Source organism: Desulfomonilaceae bacterium, assembly GCA_041662605.1.
Lineage (GTDB): Bacteria > Desulfobacterota > Desulfomonilia > Desulfomonilales > Desulfomonilaceae > CAJBEZ01.
This window is the reverse complement of the sequence record JBAZSD010000002.1, coordinates 16,082-29,861: the sequence shown is the minus strand read 5'-3', so window position 1 is coordinate 29,861 and position 13,780 is coordinate 16,082. Positions and strand designations below refer to the sequence as shown.

12 protein-coding genes are annotated in these 13,780 nt (G+C 46.0%); 6 read left to right on the top strand and 6 right to left on the bottom strand.

What is annotated here, in order from left to right; translation table 11 throughout:
• Position 1 precedes the first annotated feature (1 nt).
• The 4 genes from WC647_01550 to WC647_01535 all read right to left on the bottom strand — a co-directional run bounded on the left by WC647_01550 (position 2) and on the right by WC647_01535 (position 5,051).
• On the bottom strand, positions 2-1,876 hold the full coding sequence (locus tag WC647_01550; GenBank protein MFA6220978.1) for an aldehyde ferredoxin oxidoreductase family protein: 1,875 nt from the start codon (positions 1,874-1,876) through the stop codon (positions 2-4).
• Between the two features lie 20 nt (positions 1,877-1,896).
• Complete coding sequence (locus WC647_01545; GenBank protein ID MFA6220977.1) at positions 1,897-2,316, bottom strand: SCP2 sterol-binding domain-containing protein; 420 nt, start codon at positions 2,314-2,316, stop codon at positions 1,897-1,899.
• An 18-nt stretch (positions 2,317-2,334) separates the two neighbouring features.
• Positions 2,335-3,531 carry an iron-containing alcohol dehydrogenase gene (locus WC647_01540; protein ID MFA6220976.1) on the bottom strand — a complete coding sequence of 399 codons (1,197 nt, stop codon included), beginning with the start codon at positions 3,529-3,531 and terminating at the stop codon, positions 2,335-2,337.
• A gap of 428 nt (positions 3,532-3,959) precedes the next feature.
• The gene (locus tag WC647_01535) at positions 3,960-5,051 is read right to left on the bottom strand and encodes an AMIN domain-containing protein (protein ID MFA6220975.1); all 1,092 of its coding nucleotides are present in this window, start codon (positions 5,049-5,051) and stop codon (positions 3,960-3,962) included.
• A gap of 167 nt (positions 5,052-5,218) precedes the next feature.
• On the opposite strand from WC647_01535, the gene WC647_01530 reads away from it, so the two are divergent.
• The 3 genes from WC647_01530 (at position 5,219) to WC647_01520 (ending at position 7,265) form a co-directional block, all read left to right on the top strand.
• A complete protein-coding gene (locus WC647_01530) occupies positions 5,219-5,707 on the top strand; it encodes a rhodanese-like domain-containing protein (protein ID MFA6220974.1) in 489 nt (162 codons plus the stop codon).
• A 15-nt stretch (positions 5,708-5,722) separates the two neighbouring features.
• Entirely contained in the window at positions 5,723-6,163 is a 441-nt protein-coding gene (locus WC647_01525) for a MauE/DoxX family redox-associated membrane protein (protein ID MFA6220973.1), read from the top strand.
• 103 nt (positions 6,164-6,266) lie between these two features.
• On the top strand, positions 6,267-7,265 hold the full coding sequence (locus tag WC647_01520) for a hypothetical protein (protein ID MFA6220972.1): 999 nt from the start codon (positions 6,267-6,269) through the stop codon (positions 7,263-7,265).
• Here WC647_01520 and WC647_01515 read toward each other — a convergent pair.
• Entirely contained in the window at positions 7,257-7,928 is a 672-nt protein-coding gene (locus WC647_01515; protein MFA6220971.1) for a TrkA family potassium uptake protein, read from the bottom strand. The two genes, WC647_01520 and WC647_01515, sit on opposite strands and share 9 nt — an antisense overlap.
• The gene (locus WC647_01510) at positions 7,925-9,298 is read right to left on the bottom strand and encodes a potassium transporter TrkG (protein ID MFA6220970.1); all 1,374 of its coding nucleotides are present in this window, start codon (positions 9,296-9,298) and stop codon (positions 7,925-7,927) included. Before WC647_01510 ends, WC647_01515 begins: the two co-directional genes overlap by 4 nt.
• Positions 9,299-9,684: 386 nt before the next feature.
• Between WC647_01510 and WC647_01505 the strand changes: the two genes are divergently transcribed.
• The 3 genes from WC647_01505 (at position 9,685) to WC647_01495 (ending at position 13,771) form a co-directional block, all read left to right on the top strand.
• On the top strand, positions 9,685-11,178 hold the full coding sequence (locus WC647_01505) for a tetratricopeptide repeat protein (GenBank protein MFA6220969.1): 1,494 nt from the start codon (positions 9,685-9,687) through the stop codon (positions 11,176-11,178).
• Positions 11,168-12,727, top strand: coding sequence for a tetratricopeptide repeat protein (locus WC647_01500; GenBank protein MFA6220968.1), 1,560 nt, complete (start codon positions 11,168-11,170; stop codon positions 12,725-12,727). Before WC647_01505 ends, WC647_01500 begins: the two co-directional genes overlap by 11 nt.
• Positions 12,728-13,117: 390 nt before the next feature.
• Entirely contained in the window at positions 13,118-13,771 is a 654-nt protein-coding gene (locus WC647_01495; GenBank protein ID MFA6220967.1) for a TraR/DksA family transcriptional regulator, read from the top strand.
• Positions 13,772-13,780: the final 9 nt, after the last annotated feature.

Genomic DNA, 13,780 nt, shown 5'->3' with positions numbered 1-13,780 from the left:
ATCAACTCCCCAAAATCATTTTGTATTCAGCTTCCAGATCATAATCCCTCAAAGTTTTTTCTGATGGTAAACCTGTAACTGGATCCAAATCCATGAGTTCATAAAATCTGGTTTTCATCTTTTCGAATTCAATTTCTATGCCCTCTGGAGCCCCATCGATTGCGGGAGTCAAGAGACGTGAAGAAATCTGGTCATCAAACGCGGAAATTCCATATTTCGCGTTCAGCAGTCTCTGAAGATAGAAAATCCGCCTGCCGGTACGCATCATGTCCTCAACCGTCCAATTCAGGCCCGCTACGACATTAAATAAATCAACCCACTCCGGGATTGTAATTTCCCGATCGGCAAACTGGCACATGCATGAACTATTCTCCAAAGACCCTATGGTAAAACCTATGACAGCGGATTCAGGTTTGTTTTCAGATGAAAGAGGATCCAGTTCATAATCAAAACCGATTTCAGGGTAATAGCACGCTCCCATTTCCATGAACAGCATAGGAGATGAAACGTGACATGCTCCCCTGTGTCCCACGGCGTACGTCAAGGCAAGGCCATGTCCGCCTCCACGAGGATCGTGCATCGGCGCTTCCAGTCCCTTGGCATGAACGGCGTATTCCATTGTTTGAGCGCCAGTTCTATTGGCTGCGGCTACAGATCCTTCCGAAAGCAATGCCCCCAATGCGCCTTCTTTTGAAGCTATTGAAGGTAACACATCATTGATGACGGTATTCATGTCTCCCCAACTGAGATTCAAACCATTGCAATCATCGGATCCAATAGCGCCATTGCAAAACGCCTCGATAGCCCATGCGATGGTAGCCCCACAAGATATGGTATCCATCCCCATGTCATTACATATGCGTCCCGCCTTGCACGTAGCCGCTAGATCCATCGATCCCAGCAGGGAACCAAAGGCGACAATGGTTTCGTATTCAGGCCCTGGTCCCTTGGGTATGGCAAACGGCCCATCGTCAATTTCGACTATTCTCTTGCACGCCACATTGCAAAAAGCGCAGTTGGAACGTCTTTTCAGGTATTTTTCCGACAGGGTTGATCCAGCAAGCGCTTCAGCCATCTCTTCCCAAAAATTGGAAGTAAAATTTCTTATTGGGACATCGCCTAAATGAACTCCACCTTCAAGGTTCGCTGCGGTGCCATTTTCTCTCAGAACACTTGCTGTAACCGATTCCTTAACTTTATTGTTCAATTCGTTCACGAGGGTTCGGCATGCGCCAGGGTCTTCGACCAGGAAATTCTTTTCTGAGGACTTTACAACTATGGCCTTCAATCTCTTTGAGCCCATAACTGCTCCCAAGCCTGCCCTGCCAAAGGCGTTATGCCCATCGTTCATGATGCAAGCGAACTTGACCAAGTTTTCTCCTGCTGGACCTATCGATAACGTCTTGTAAGACTTCCCGAATCGCTTCTTCAGTAGAGCTGTGGTCTCTTCAACGCCTAGTCCCCAAAGTTCGGGGCATGGTTCAATCGTGGTTTGACTGTCCGTTATAACAAGCAGGGAAGGGGTAGGGGCCATTCCTGAAATCAAGATTCCGTCAAATCCTGCATATCTTAATTCAGGCGCTAAATTGCCTCCACAAGACGAATCAGCCCAATGGCCAGTCAACGGTGATCGAGCCGCTGCAGAAAAACGACTCGCGCCCGAAAGCCTCAGACCGGCAAAAGGGCCGAGAGCAAAAATAAGTAAAGAATCCGGGGCAAGCGGATCAATCTCAAGATTTCCATATTCAGAGAACAACTTTGCAGCTAAACCTGCGCCTCCGATGAACTTTCGGTAATAATCAAAAGGAGGATCCAGAGTGACCATTGAGCCCTCAGAAAGGTCAACTCTCAGAAAATGCCCTGTATTTCCTTTCATGGCCTTGCCTTTACCGAGAATTAGGAGATTATTTTGCTCTCCCAGCCCAAATCTTTAAGGGTTTCGACGTAAAGCGCCGCAACTTTCTTAAGTTTTGGGACCAATTTCAACAGGCCGGTAGCTGATCCCTTAACCCTGATCTTTTTTCTCGTAATCGCCATCACCGGATTAAGCTTATTAGACCACGACCTATGAGCGTCATCAGCGGAGAGACTCATCGTCAAATCTGGTTGATCAGCCGGTTTTCCGGCGGACACCTTGATATTTCCGGCTCTACAGTCCACGTGAAAAGAGCACTCCGGTCCGTTTTCAGTGTAATCAAACCAGATTAGCTGGTTGACTTTCTTGAGTCCTTCGGATAACTCGGGATCCGTTTTTGCGCGTTCAAAAAGTGCAAGAAAAGCCTTTATGGGCTCTGTTTCATCTTTCCAAAATTCCATCATGGCCTCCTGGTTTTCTTAAATAGCCTTAAGATACATATTGAGTATGTCGGATTCATCGGGTGTTCTTGGGTTGTAACTGATCTGACTGTCGCCGGCTGCAAGCTCCACGAGGGCAGAAAGTTCATCTGGCGTATTCGGAACCTGAAAGTCTTTAAGGGTCTCATGAAGCCCAATTTTCTCCTTAAGTTTCCTGACAGCGATTACAGCGGCTTCTGCCTTAACTTTTGAAAAACTTCTGCCCGCAGTAACTCCAAGGACCTGAGCTATCATCGAGTATTTCTCTATGGCCTCTTCAAGGTTATACTCCATCACAACTGGAAGCATAATCGCATTAGCGAGTCCATGAGGAACCGAGTAGAGAGCCCCCAAAGAGTGGGCCAGGGCGTGCGTCGCTCCGGTCATCGCATTGCAAAAGCACATTCCGGCCATCGTCGCTGCAATGAGCATATCTCCTCGGGCTTCAATGTTGTCAGGTTCTGAGACTGCTATTGGGAGGGCCTCAGCTATTAGTCTGAGGACGTGTAATCCCAATGCGTCGGAAATTGGCTGGGAAGCTGTCGATGTTATTCCCTCAATGGCGTGGGTGAGGGCGTCCATGCCTGTAGACGCAGTGATCTTGGGTGGTAACTTGACCGTCAGTTCAGGATCCAGCAAAGCTAAATCAGCATTACAGTACGGATGGGATACCGAAAGTTTGGCTTGAGATTCTGAATCCAGAACAACTACAGCGTTCGTCACTTCACATCCTGTGCCTGCAGTAGTAGGTATGGCCACATGAGGCGGTAAAAGCTCCGCGTTCTCCCAAAGAGCGGCTTGGTCCGCCAGGGGCTTGAAATCCTCCAACTTTTTTCCTACTAAAATATTCACGGCCTTTGCAGTATCTAAAACGCTGCCACCTCCAATGGCTATCAAGGAATCCGCCATGACTTCCCTGTAAAATTGGCCCGCTTCATTGATGTTTTCTATCCTCGCATCCTGAAGGACACTGTCGAATAAGCCCGCAACCTTCATGCCTGATTTTAGTAGTTCACATAACACCATATCGGTTACACCGGCGTTCACAACACCTTTGTCCGTGATAACCAGCGGCCTTGACGCCCCTAGTTGAGTAAGCTCAAAAGCCAACTCATTTCTAGCGCCGGGGGTGAAAAGTATTCTGCCTCTATTTACCCATGAAAAAAACGGTTCAAATTTCAATCGGCTACTAGACATTGCTTCTTATAGACCTCCAATCCGCCAAATCGATTCATCTTCACGGTTTCACAGCCATCCAACAATACCTTGTTCTACGACAAATTTTTTAAGAGGGAAATGAATTTTGGAATATCTACCGGTTTTTGCAGAATTTTATCCACAATCGCAAATGATCAGGTCGAAATCTTGTTTCTGAAATTCACTTATGGCCTCAAAACCTGATTCCGACGCGACAACATGATGACCAAAAAACTGGAGACGCTCTTTAATCGTCTTTAAGACATGTTTGTTGTCTTCTACCAAAAGAATCGGAATCTTCGAGAGAGTGTCGGCCAGATGGGGCGCCTCAGAAAACGGCTAAACTCTTTATATATTTTTGCAGTTCGAGCGGAAAGCGCTTTAACGTTGATTTTAAAGTTGTCTGGAAACTTTTCGACGAAATAGGCTTAATCGTCCAATTTGGCTGATCCGGATTTTTTGTTTTTCAGCTCGAATTTCTGGAGTCTGAATGGATTAGCAGGTGGAGTTTCTTGTTTTGGCAGAGTGACTTTTTCCGAGGGAGTATCTTCGGCGCCCCAGGAATATTTCTTTCTATCGTTTGTCTTTTCTTGTGATGAAGTGGGCTCTTTCCTAGGACCAACAATTGTAGGGGTGTCCGCGTTTTCTTTCGAATCCTCGTCCCCTTTTGAAATCTTTGAACCTGATTCCAAAAGATCGAACTTCTTCACTACTCCGCTGGAATTGCTGATGGACGCATTACGGATCGTCATATCGTTGAGGTTTAGATCAACGACTACCCTATAACTCTCTGAGGCTGATTTTCTGTTTTGAAGTTCTACCAACAAAAGGTTATTGGTCACTAATGATTGTTTGACTACGAAACTGGACTGTTCGATTTTCTTCCCCGACATCGCAGGAGTTGAAGCCGGTTGATCAATTGGCAAAGGAGCAGGTACGCGAGTCTGATCATTTTTGGGCGCAGCATTTCGCGGACGTGCCTGTAAGCCTACAGAGCGAGGTTTCGGACTGGACTCAGAGTGAGGAGATCTTTGCAACATCCTCGGGTCCGTAGGTACGGCTCCAAGAGCTACCACAGCTAGATTGCCTTTACGTTCAACCATGAAGGGTGGAACCGGATACTCTCCGAAATCCACAACAAGTCTGGCTCTGTGACCGTTCTTTCCCAATCGGATTTCATTAATAGGAGGTTTGTCCACCTTAATTTTGGCTGGAACTTTACCCAAGCCTGTGCTTTCAAAGTCTATGACAAGTCTGTAGGGGTTTTCGAACGCGAAGGCGGAATGAGCGCCCAAAGCTTTGTCAGCCTTGATTATTAACTGTTTCTGATCTGGAGCAATTTGAACACTGGTGATAAGAGGAGTTTCCAGTTCTTGCGCGCTGGCTGAACTCAGTAAAAAAGGAACGAAACAAAAAACAAGAATAGCGTTTATTAAGGAAGTGGCATGAATACGGAACATGCCCTTAAGTTCCTCAAAGCTACCGCGAGATCTTACAGTTGCAATGTCCGGTCTTTTCATGTAGCGCTCTAACGTCCAGATTTTCAGTTGCGTTCAACTGTTCATTGATAATACCAAAAGGTATTTTGAGTGTCAAAAAAATAATATATAACTAGACATACAATAATAACCTAAATTAAGTTATAGCATAAAACAGATATCATGCAAATATTTAGTAGGATAATAGTATGAACATTATTGTTTCCCTGTTTATGAGAGCGGCTATCATCGCCTCAATCTGTTTTTGTATAGGTATCGCTTCAAATTTCGTTCCGGCAAGGCAGATCCCTTGGCTTTATGTCCCACCAAAAGAAGTTACAATCTCCAACCACAAGATTCCTCTTATCGATTCTGAACAGGCTCAAGCATGGCTGGAAGATAAGCAAACAGTTTTTGTAGATACCCGAGAAGAAAAGGACTACATGGCAGGCCATGTTCCAGGGGCGATATCATTGACGCCTGAAAACAAAGAGGAAAGATTTCCGGGACTAGAGCCCTTGATGCCTCAGACAAGCAGAATAGTCCTGTATTGTTATGGTCCGGATTGTGACAATGCTGAACGAGTGGCTTCATTCCTACTGGACTTCGGATATACGGATCTAATGATAATGAGCGACGGATATCCCGGTTGGGAGCAAAAAGGATTTCCAGTTGAACAATCGCACAAACGCAAATGATTAAAAGGCCAAAAGATGAAGTGGATAACATTAATCGCCAGACTCGTAATCGGATCCTTATTTCTTTACGCAAGCGTCTACAAGATATTGGACCCTTCCGCATTCTCGGCTTCAATCAGAAATTATGGATTGATGCCAGCCATGTACAGCAATTTAACGGCTTTGACCCTTCCTTGGTTAGAGTTAGTGGCCGGAAGCTTGTTGATACTTGGGATCCAAACGAGGGCGGCGGCTCTATTGACATCTTTGATGATGCTCGTTTTTCTCGGAGTCACGGTTTACGCCTATTCAATCGGCCTAGATATAGATTGTGGCTGTTTTTCTTCCTCTGCGCAATCAGCAGGAAGGATTGGGATTACTTACATCCTGAGAGACTCCGGCTTGGTTGTTTTGTCGCTGTGGACGCTGATTTGTGATCGCGGCGACTTCAGCCTGGCGTCCGCGCAAAAAAGTTGACAGGGAGATCAAAGAACTCTGAAAACGCCCTGGGTTCAAGAACAGTTTTCCATACTGGGTTAGTCTATTTTCGATTAAACTCAAATGTTGTATCGTCATACGCATGAAATTTACAGTTACTATAGACGTAGAAGAAGAAGGGCTGTTTAGCGGTATATATTCAACGGATGACTCATCGGCTTTGAACGTTTATCAACTTGACCGGCTCGATCAAGTTTTTATGGAGCTTGGTGTCAGGCCGACTTTGTTGGTTTCTTATCAGGTAGCGAACAAAAAAGATGTCCTTAAAAAACTGTTTAGCCTGAAGACGAGATGGAAGGCCGAAGTGGGGGCCCATCTTCACCACTGGAATACTCCTCCCATTGTCGTGGACACTATCCGTCCACCTGCGCCTTCTGAATTGTTGTCCTCAGATCTCCTGGAAGCCAAGACCCGGTCTTTGTTGGGGGTGTTGCAAGAGAGTGATTTGTACGCGACATCCTTTCGCATGGGTCGTTTCAATCTTGGTCCCAAGATGTTCCAGATTCTCGAGCAAGTAGGCATAAAGGTTGATAGCAGCGTCACCCCCATGAGAAGGGAATATGGTGGAGCTAACCACCTTTGGGCTCCCACAGATCCTTATTTCCCCGATCCGTTGGATCCTACCAAGACTGGAAGCTCGGATGTTCTGGAAGTTCCCGTAACCATATTGCCAATTTTGAAAGGTATTGATAACTACCTGAAGTTGTTTTCCAAGACAGCGTTTACGCCTCGAGCGGCAATAGAATGGTTGGCTTTAAACCTGGGATCAATATCGCCACAACCCGCTTGGGTAAATCTAGGAGTCGCCAAAGCTGGAGTCATGCTGCACAAGTCACGAGGGGGGGATTGCGTTACAATTTTCTTTCACTCATCCGAACTGGCGCCTAGGTTGAACCCTCTGAATCCAACAGAAAAAGCAGTTGAAAGATTCATAAAGCGTCTCGCTCTTTTGATCCAGTGGCTTATGAACCGCTATAACGCTAAATGCCATACATTATCCGAGTTGTACCCCTTGTACAATTTGCAGGGAGCTACTCCAAAAAAGGCGCCGCTTGTTGAAAAACATGTGGACTCATTCTGACGAGCTTTGCTGAATTTTTATCAAATCGACCTCTCGTCCAATCATTACCAGTATATCACTTGGCTTGACCACAAAATCCGGGCCTGGCAAAAAAACAAAGTTCGGCGGCACAAGCTCTTTGACGGCGATGACAAAAACTCCAAAACGCTCTCGCAACTTGATTTCTTTTAGACTTTTACCAAGGAAAATATCCGGGATTCCTACATCCATTACTTCAAAACCTTCTCCCAGCGGAACGAAATCCAAAAGGTTCGGGTTCAGTATTTGAGCGGCGATTCTCTTGGCTGTCTCACGTTCGGGGAAAATCGTTTCGGTAGCTCCAACCGCTCGGAGGATCGAAGAATGATCCTCACTGGCGGCCTTTGCCCTAATCCTTTTCACGCCTATTCTCTTCAAGTGGAGTGTGCACAGAACGCTTGCTTCCAGGCTTTCACCCAAGCTCACAATTGCCTCATCGAATTCAGGCGTAACCAGCGAACTCAGGCCGGTGAAATCCCTGACGTCGAGTATCATCGCTCGTTGAACATGATTCACAATGGCGTTAACCCGATCTTCGTTGTTGTCAAGCGCCAAAACCTCCGCAAATTTGGCTAAATCTCTCGCGAGTTCACTGCCAAATTGTCCGAGACCTATAACAGAAATCAATTTCGCAGATTTTTTCATCCAATCATCACCGTTCCCTTGGGATATCTCGCGCGGAGATTAGTTCTCGGAATCATCCAGAAAGCGATAGTCAAAGGACCCAGCCTTCCAACGAACATTGTGACGATTAGCCACAATTTCCCGTGTGTGGACAGATTTGGGGTAATCCCGGTAGATAACCCCACTGTTCCAAATGCAGAAACCTGCTCGAAAATCAATGAGAGTGAATCTACCTTCATGGTGGATTCGGTGGTCATAAGAATTACAATTCCAATGATGTTCCAGAACACAGCAAGGCCCATCAACAGATCCGTTTTGCTGACAAGTTCGTGAGGCAGCCTTCTGTCACCCAACTGAACATCGCGTTGTCCGCGCAAACCGGCTACCAAACGCGCGCAATAAATGGCGACTGATGACGTTTTGACTCCTCCTGCGCAAGATCCTGGCGAGCCACCGATAAACATTAATATTATGAGCAAGAAGATAGAGGCTGACGGTAGTTTCCCAATATCCACAGTGTTGAATCCGGCCGTCCGAGCCGCGACGGACTGAAAAAGACTGTTGATGAGTTTTGCATCCCACGAGTTTTCATTGGAAGTCAAACCAAAAATTAACAGGACAATTGCTCCGCCAATAATCAGGATTCCCGATACCCAAAGAACCACACGAGAATGCAAAGAGAATCTTCTCAAAACTCTTTCGCCAAGACCCAAAGGATTTCCGCGCATAACTGTCCAGATTTCGTGCAAAACCGAAAACCCCAACCCCCCCAATACAATTAAACCCATAATAACAAAGATTACTCCATACTCATCTCTTAGACCCAGAAGATTGTCTGATCGTAACGAAAAGCCCGCATTACAAAAAGCCGAAATGCAATGAAAGATCGCCGAAAAGAGCGCCGCTCCAAGGTCCATTGTTTGGGAAAGAAAAAAGGTCAAGAGGATTATTCCAAAGCCTTCGATCGCAAACGTAAGCGCTATTATCGTCTTGAAGGCGCTTTGAAATTGGCTGGCGAGGTCTTTCTGAAACAGGGTGTTATGCAAAACCGCCTGAGACTTGAGCGACATCCTCAGTCCAAGCATTTGAAACGCTATAGCGGCGAACATCATTATTCCGAGTCCGCCCGACTGAATCAGGACCACAATCAATACTTGCCCGAAGAAAGAAAAAGCCAGCCCTGTGTCAACCACTGTCAGCCCGGTAATACAGACTGCTGATGTCGAAGTAAAGAGGGCGTCTATGAAAGGTATTTTACTGGCGCTACTCGCCCAGGGAGTCGCTAACAGAATGGCGCCAATGAGAATTAGCAGAGCAAATCCGCCGACCAGAGCGGTTTCCGGCGTAATCATTCTTGAAATATAGAATCTAGCCGACTTCTTCCGATTCATCCTTCCATCCGTGAAATCAACGTACTATGGCGGAATCACTGTCTCATGCGCCAATGAAAAGTGGTTTCTTCAATCTGAGTCTTGTTACCATAGAAGTGGTGCAAACAGTTAATATGGAAATTCATATCAACGAAATCCATCATTTTTTCCATGCAGGGCAGGGTACACTCCAACACACCGGAATTGGACGAACAGTATTTGCTGGAACCGCTTCAATTTTCGAGAGTCTAAAAAATAAATTTAATTGCTTGAAAACTGTTGACAGAAACAGTGAATCTCACATATTCACCATAAGTTAATAGTAAACATTAATATAGACAACTATCATGTTGGTATGATAATATTAATATGTCTAATTTGTCTTCAGAGATGAGTGCGGATAGTACATGAAGATTTTCACAAGAATCGCTTTGCTCACTATTTTTCTAAGTGTTATGCTCAGCTATCCACCTGAGACCAAATCTCAATACGCCGAAGATTTTTATGAAAACGCCAAATTAGCTTATAGGGCTGGAGAATATCAAAAGGCCCTGGATTATTATACCAAAGCTATGAAGGCAGGAATAGCCACCCCTGAGGTGTACTTTCGCAGAGGCCTGACTCTGGAAAAATTGAGTGACACTACGAGGGCAGTGGAGGATTACACAAAAGCAATTCAGCTCGATCCACAGATGGAAACAGCCTACAATAACAGGGGGAGCGCGTACTACAGGCAGGGTTCCTACAACGAGGCCATCAAGGACTACTCCAAGGCCATAGAATTAAACCCTTCCTATTCTCTGGCCTATTACAATCGAGGCAACGCATACTATGGAAAGGGCGATCTGGACCGTTCCATAGCGGACTTCTCCAAGGCTATAGAATTGGATCCAACTGATCCGGACTCTCACAATAACAGGGGATGGGCGCTTGTGCAGAAGGGAGAAATAGCAAAGGCCATTCCGGATTTTAATCGGGCGATCCAACTGAATCCTGAATATTCTCTGGCGTATTACAATCGGGGGGCCGCCCTAATAAAGCTGGGCGACAGTGATGGAGCCATAAAGGACCTTTCAAGCGCCATAGAATTAAACCCCAAATATGAACTGGCCTATTTCCAGAGAGGGAACGCCTATTTCAGAAAAAACGAAGTTAACAAGGCCCTCAATGATTACAATGAAGCGGCCAAGCTCAACCCAAACCAGCCTGATGTATACAACAACAGAGGGTGGCTTCTTTTTGCGAAAGGGAATCGGGCAGAGGGGATCAAGGATGTGACAAAGGCAATCACGTTGAACCCGGATTTGGCTAGAGCCTACGCGAATCGTGGATGGATGTATCAATCATCGGGGGAATGCGCCAAAGCAATACCGGATTTTTCAAAAGCTATTGAACTCGAAGGTCCCTCTGCTGCGGTACTGACTTATCGCGGACGTTGTTACATGAACACTGGGAATCAGGAAAAAGGTATTGCGGACTTTGAAAAGGCTTGCGACGTTGATCCTAACAATCCAGAGTTACTCCTGGTCTTGGGAGATAACAAGGAAAAATCTGGAGATTACAAGGCCGCCGCCGGTTTCTTCAAAATATTGACCAAGGTTAAACCTGATGATCCTTCAGCATATCTAAGACTTGGAGTAGCCCTGGGTAAAGAGGGACAATTTCAGGAAGCGATAAAGGCATTATCCAGGAGCATAGAACTGGACCCTAAAAACAGTAATTCTTATTACAAACGTGGCGTAGCGTATGAGTTCTTGGGGTATACGTCAAAGGCCAAGGCTGATTTCGCTAAAGCGAGGACCCTTTCCAGCGAAAAGAAAAATGTTTCCCAAAACATTGACCATGATTTTGAAATCTTTTCTCGCTCTCTTATGGCATTGAGGTCGATCATTGTCACCTAGATTCTATTTGTTTGTTTTGTGGATTCTCTGTTGCTTGACCCTCAATCCTTGCCTGGCTGCGGCGCCTGAAGAAAACACTTCTTTCACGCAGGCCGTGGAAGCCCAATGGAAGAGAAATTTTGATGAGGCCATAAGACTGTACAGCCGTGTGATTGATGAGAACCCAAAGAATGCGCAAGCGTTATTTTACCGGGGAGTCGCCTTCAGGTCCAAGGGGCGGGAGGATCAGGCTCTTTCTGACTTTGAAAAAGCGGCCGCGCTGAACCCTGAACTGGTGGAGGCGATTTATGGGAAAGGGCTAATTTACCTGCACAAGAAAAATTACGAAAAGGCCCTTCAGGACATGGATCAAGTTCTTGCAAAGGTTCCCGATTATGAAGGAGCCGTCCGCTCCAGAGGTGAAGCGGAGATTTACACCGGTAAGTTTGCGGAAGCCATCAAAGACCTCTCCAACGCCATCAAAATATATCCTGACGATGGTGAAGCCTATTTTCTCAGGGGATTGGGTTATCTCAAAGAGGGAAGAAACGATCAGGCAACCGCAGATTTCAAAAAAACAGTCGAATTTGACAAAAATAATATTTCAGCCTGGGGTGGCCTTGGGAAAATTTCTCTTGCTTCTGGTAAAACTGAAGAAGCGGTAGACTACTACAACAAAGTTATAAAGCTCGATCCAAAGAATGAGGAGGCGCTCAAAAATAGGGGCTATGCCAGGTACTTGCTGGGTGATTATCAAAAGGCGATGAATGACCTGAACGCAGCCCTTACATTGGATCCAAAGGATCTGCAATCCCTGGAAACCAGAGCGGATGTGGAAATCAAGCTAGGGAAAAAAGACGCTGCTCTGAAAGATTACGACGCCTTGTTGTCAATCAGGGGAGACGACGCGTCTTTACTTTACAAGAAAGCATTATTACTTTCCGACTTGGGCAAGAAAGAAGAAGCCCAGAAAGATCTTAGTAGGGTTCTTGAACTCAAACCGGGTGACTTCGACACCCTTGTCCACCGGGCTGGGATATTCATCGATCAAGGCGCCTATCAAAAAGCTTTGGATGACCTCAGTCAGGCGTCTTCTGTCAGACCTCAGGATCGATCGGTAATTCTGGAGCGTGCGGCAATCTACCAAAATCTGAAAAAATATGATCAAGCCGCAGGAGATTTCGCTCAGGCCATAAATCTGGATCCATCGGCGAATGACACAGCCAAACTGTATTATTCACTTGGGGAATCGCTATTACTAGCCGGGAGACAGGATTACGCAATCAGGGCCTTTACCAAAGCTCTGCAGCTAGATCCAAAAAATGGTTTGGCTTACGCGAATCGAGGCGTAGCCTTCAAGGACAAGGGAGACTGGAACGCAGCCGAGTCCGACTTCAGATCATCATTGAATCTCCTTGAAAAAGCTTCAAGCAGAAAGTATGTCTCTCGGTTATTGACCGAAGTTGAAACCAGGATACAAAGCGATGAACCCAAAGGGTTGTTAGACCAAGTGCTAGGTATTTTCCCGAAGACTGGATCAGAGAAGACGAAGATCCGGAACTTGTGGTGATTTGAAGATTCTCGCGTAAACGGGGATATCGAAATGCACAAGGTATTTGGCGGCCACTTATTTGTATCACGAATAAGAGCGTCTTTCCCAACTTTTTAAATCTATTCTCAGAAAATTATTGACAGGGGGAATATGCGCGCATAGTATCGCGCTCCCATTAGTAGGCCCCGATTCAGTGATTTCGATTTATGCTCCTGAACGGTCCAAAGTGTCTGAACGTCCCTTATCCGAAGCATTTTCAATGAGGCGCTCGATTTGGCGCCCTGCACGAGTTTTTTTTGCAAAAAACAAAAAGAAACTCTTTGAGAAGGCAAGAGAATTGCTAAACACGCTCCGAATGATTACCAATTACATCGGAACCTGAACGAAAAGGAGTAGATCACGATGTGGATGACTCGTGAAGAAATAGCCGCCCACCTGGGAATTGTACCCAACAGTGTGAGGGGCAAAGTTCAGAAAGGTCAAATTGAGCGAAAAATAGAGGATGGAAAGAATTTTTACAGGCTCATGTCCCCGGATTTGAAAAAGGGCACAGCGGGTAGGAAAAGACTCAAGCCTTTGCCGCCACCTCCTCAACCGGAAATCGTTGTAAAGCCTCCGATTCCCGAACCGGAACCAGAACCGCCCAAGGAACCGGAAAAGCCGAAGACTTTCAATCCAAAGCAGGTTCTGCTGGACATGGTCGCCTCAATCAAAGTGGGACGCAACATTGACGCGATCGAGAAAGGTGACGAAATTGATCTGGCGACTGGGGAAATTTCCCGGGAGCTTGACGCAAAGATTTCAATGCGCCAGCACAGACAGTTGAAAGAAATTGAGGACGCCTTGGAGAGGGTACGTTTAGGTGAATATGGGTTGTGCGAAGAATGCGGTGAACCCATTCCTGAACCGAGGTTGAAACTTTTTCCGGCGGCCAGACTTTGTGTGCGTTGTCAGGAAGAGATGGACCACTTTGAGAAAATTAAAGAGAGCCAAGGGATGAGAATAGGACTCTGGCGGGAAGAAACGACCGACGGAGCTTTCAACAGAACATTTGAAGAGTAACTTCTAGGG

Bases quoted from the DNA above. Each gene is read 5' to 3' on its own strand.
- WC647_01515 (MFA6220971.1), bottom strand. From the start codon at position 7,928: ATGAAAAAATCTGCGAAATTGATTTCTGTTATAGGTCTCGGACAATTT.
- WC647_01535 (MFA6220975.1), bottom strand. From the start codon at position 5,051: ATGAAAAGACCGGACATTGCAACTGTAAGATCTCGCGGTAGCTTTGAG.
- WC647_01505 (MFA6220969.1), top strand. From the start codon at position 9,685: ATGAAGATTTTCACAAGAATCGCTTTGCTCACTATTTTTCTAAGTGTT.
- WC647_01525 (MFA6220973.1), top strand. From the start codon at position 5,723: ATGAAGTGGATAACATTAATCGCCAGACTCGTAATCGGATCCTTATTT.
- WC647_01495 (MFA6220967.1), top strand. From the start codon at position 13,118: ATGACTCGTGAAGAAATAGCCGCCCACCTGGGAATTGTACCCAACAGT.
- WC647_01510 (MFA6220970.1), bottom strand. From the start codon at position 9,298: ATGAATCGGAAGAAGTCGGCTAGATTCTATATTTCAAGAATGATTACG.
- WC647_01540 (MFA6220976.1), bottom strand. From the start codon at position 3,531: ATGTCTAGTAGCCGATTGAAATTTGAACCGTTTTTTTCATGGGTAAAT.
- WC647_01520 (MFA6220972.1), top strand. From the start codon at position 6,267: ATGAAATTTACAGTTACTATAGACGTAGAAGAAGAAGGGCTGTTTAGC.
- WC647_01550 (MFA6220978.1), bottom strand. From the start codon at position 1,876: ATGAAAGGAAATACAGGGCATTTTCTGAGAGTTGACCTTTCTGAGGGC.
- WC647_01545 (MFA6220977.1), bottom strand. From the start codon at position 2,316: ATGGAATTTTGGAAAGATGAAACAGAGCCCATAAAGGCTTTTCTTGCA.
- WC647_01530 (MFA6220974.1), top strand. From the start codon at position 5,219: ATGAACATTATTGTTTCCCTGTTTATGAGAGCGGCTATCATCGCCTCA.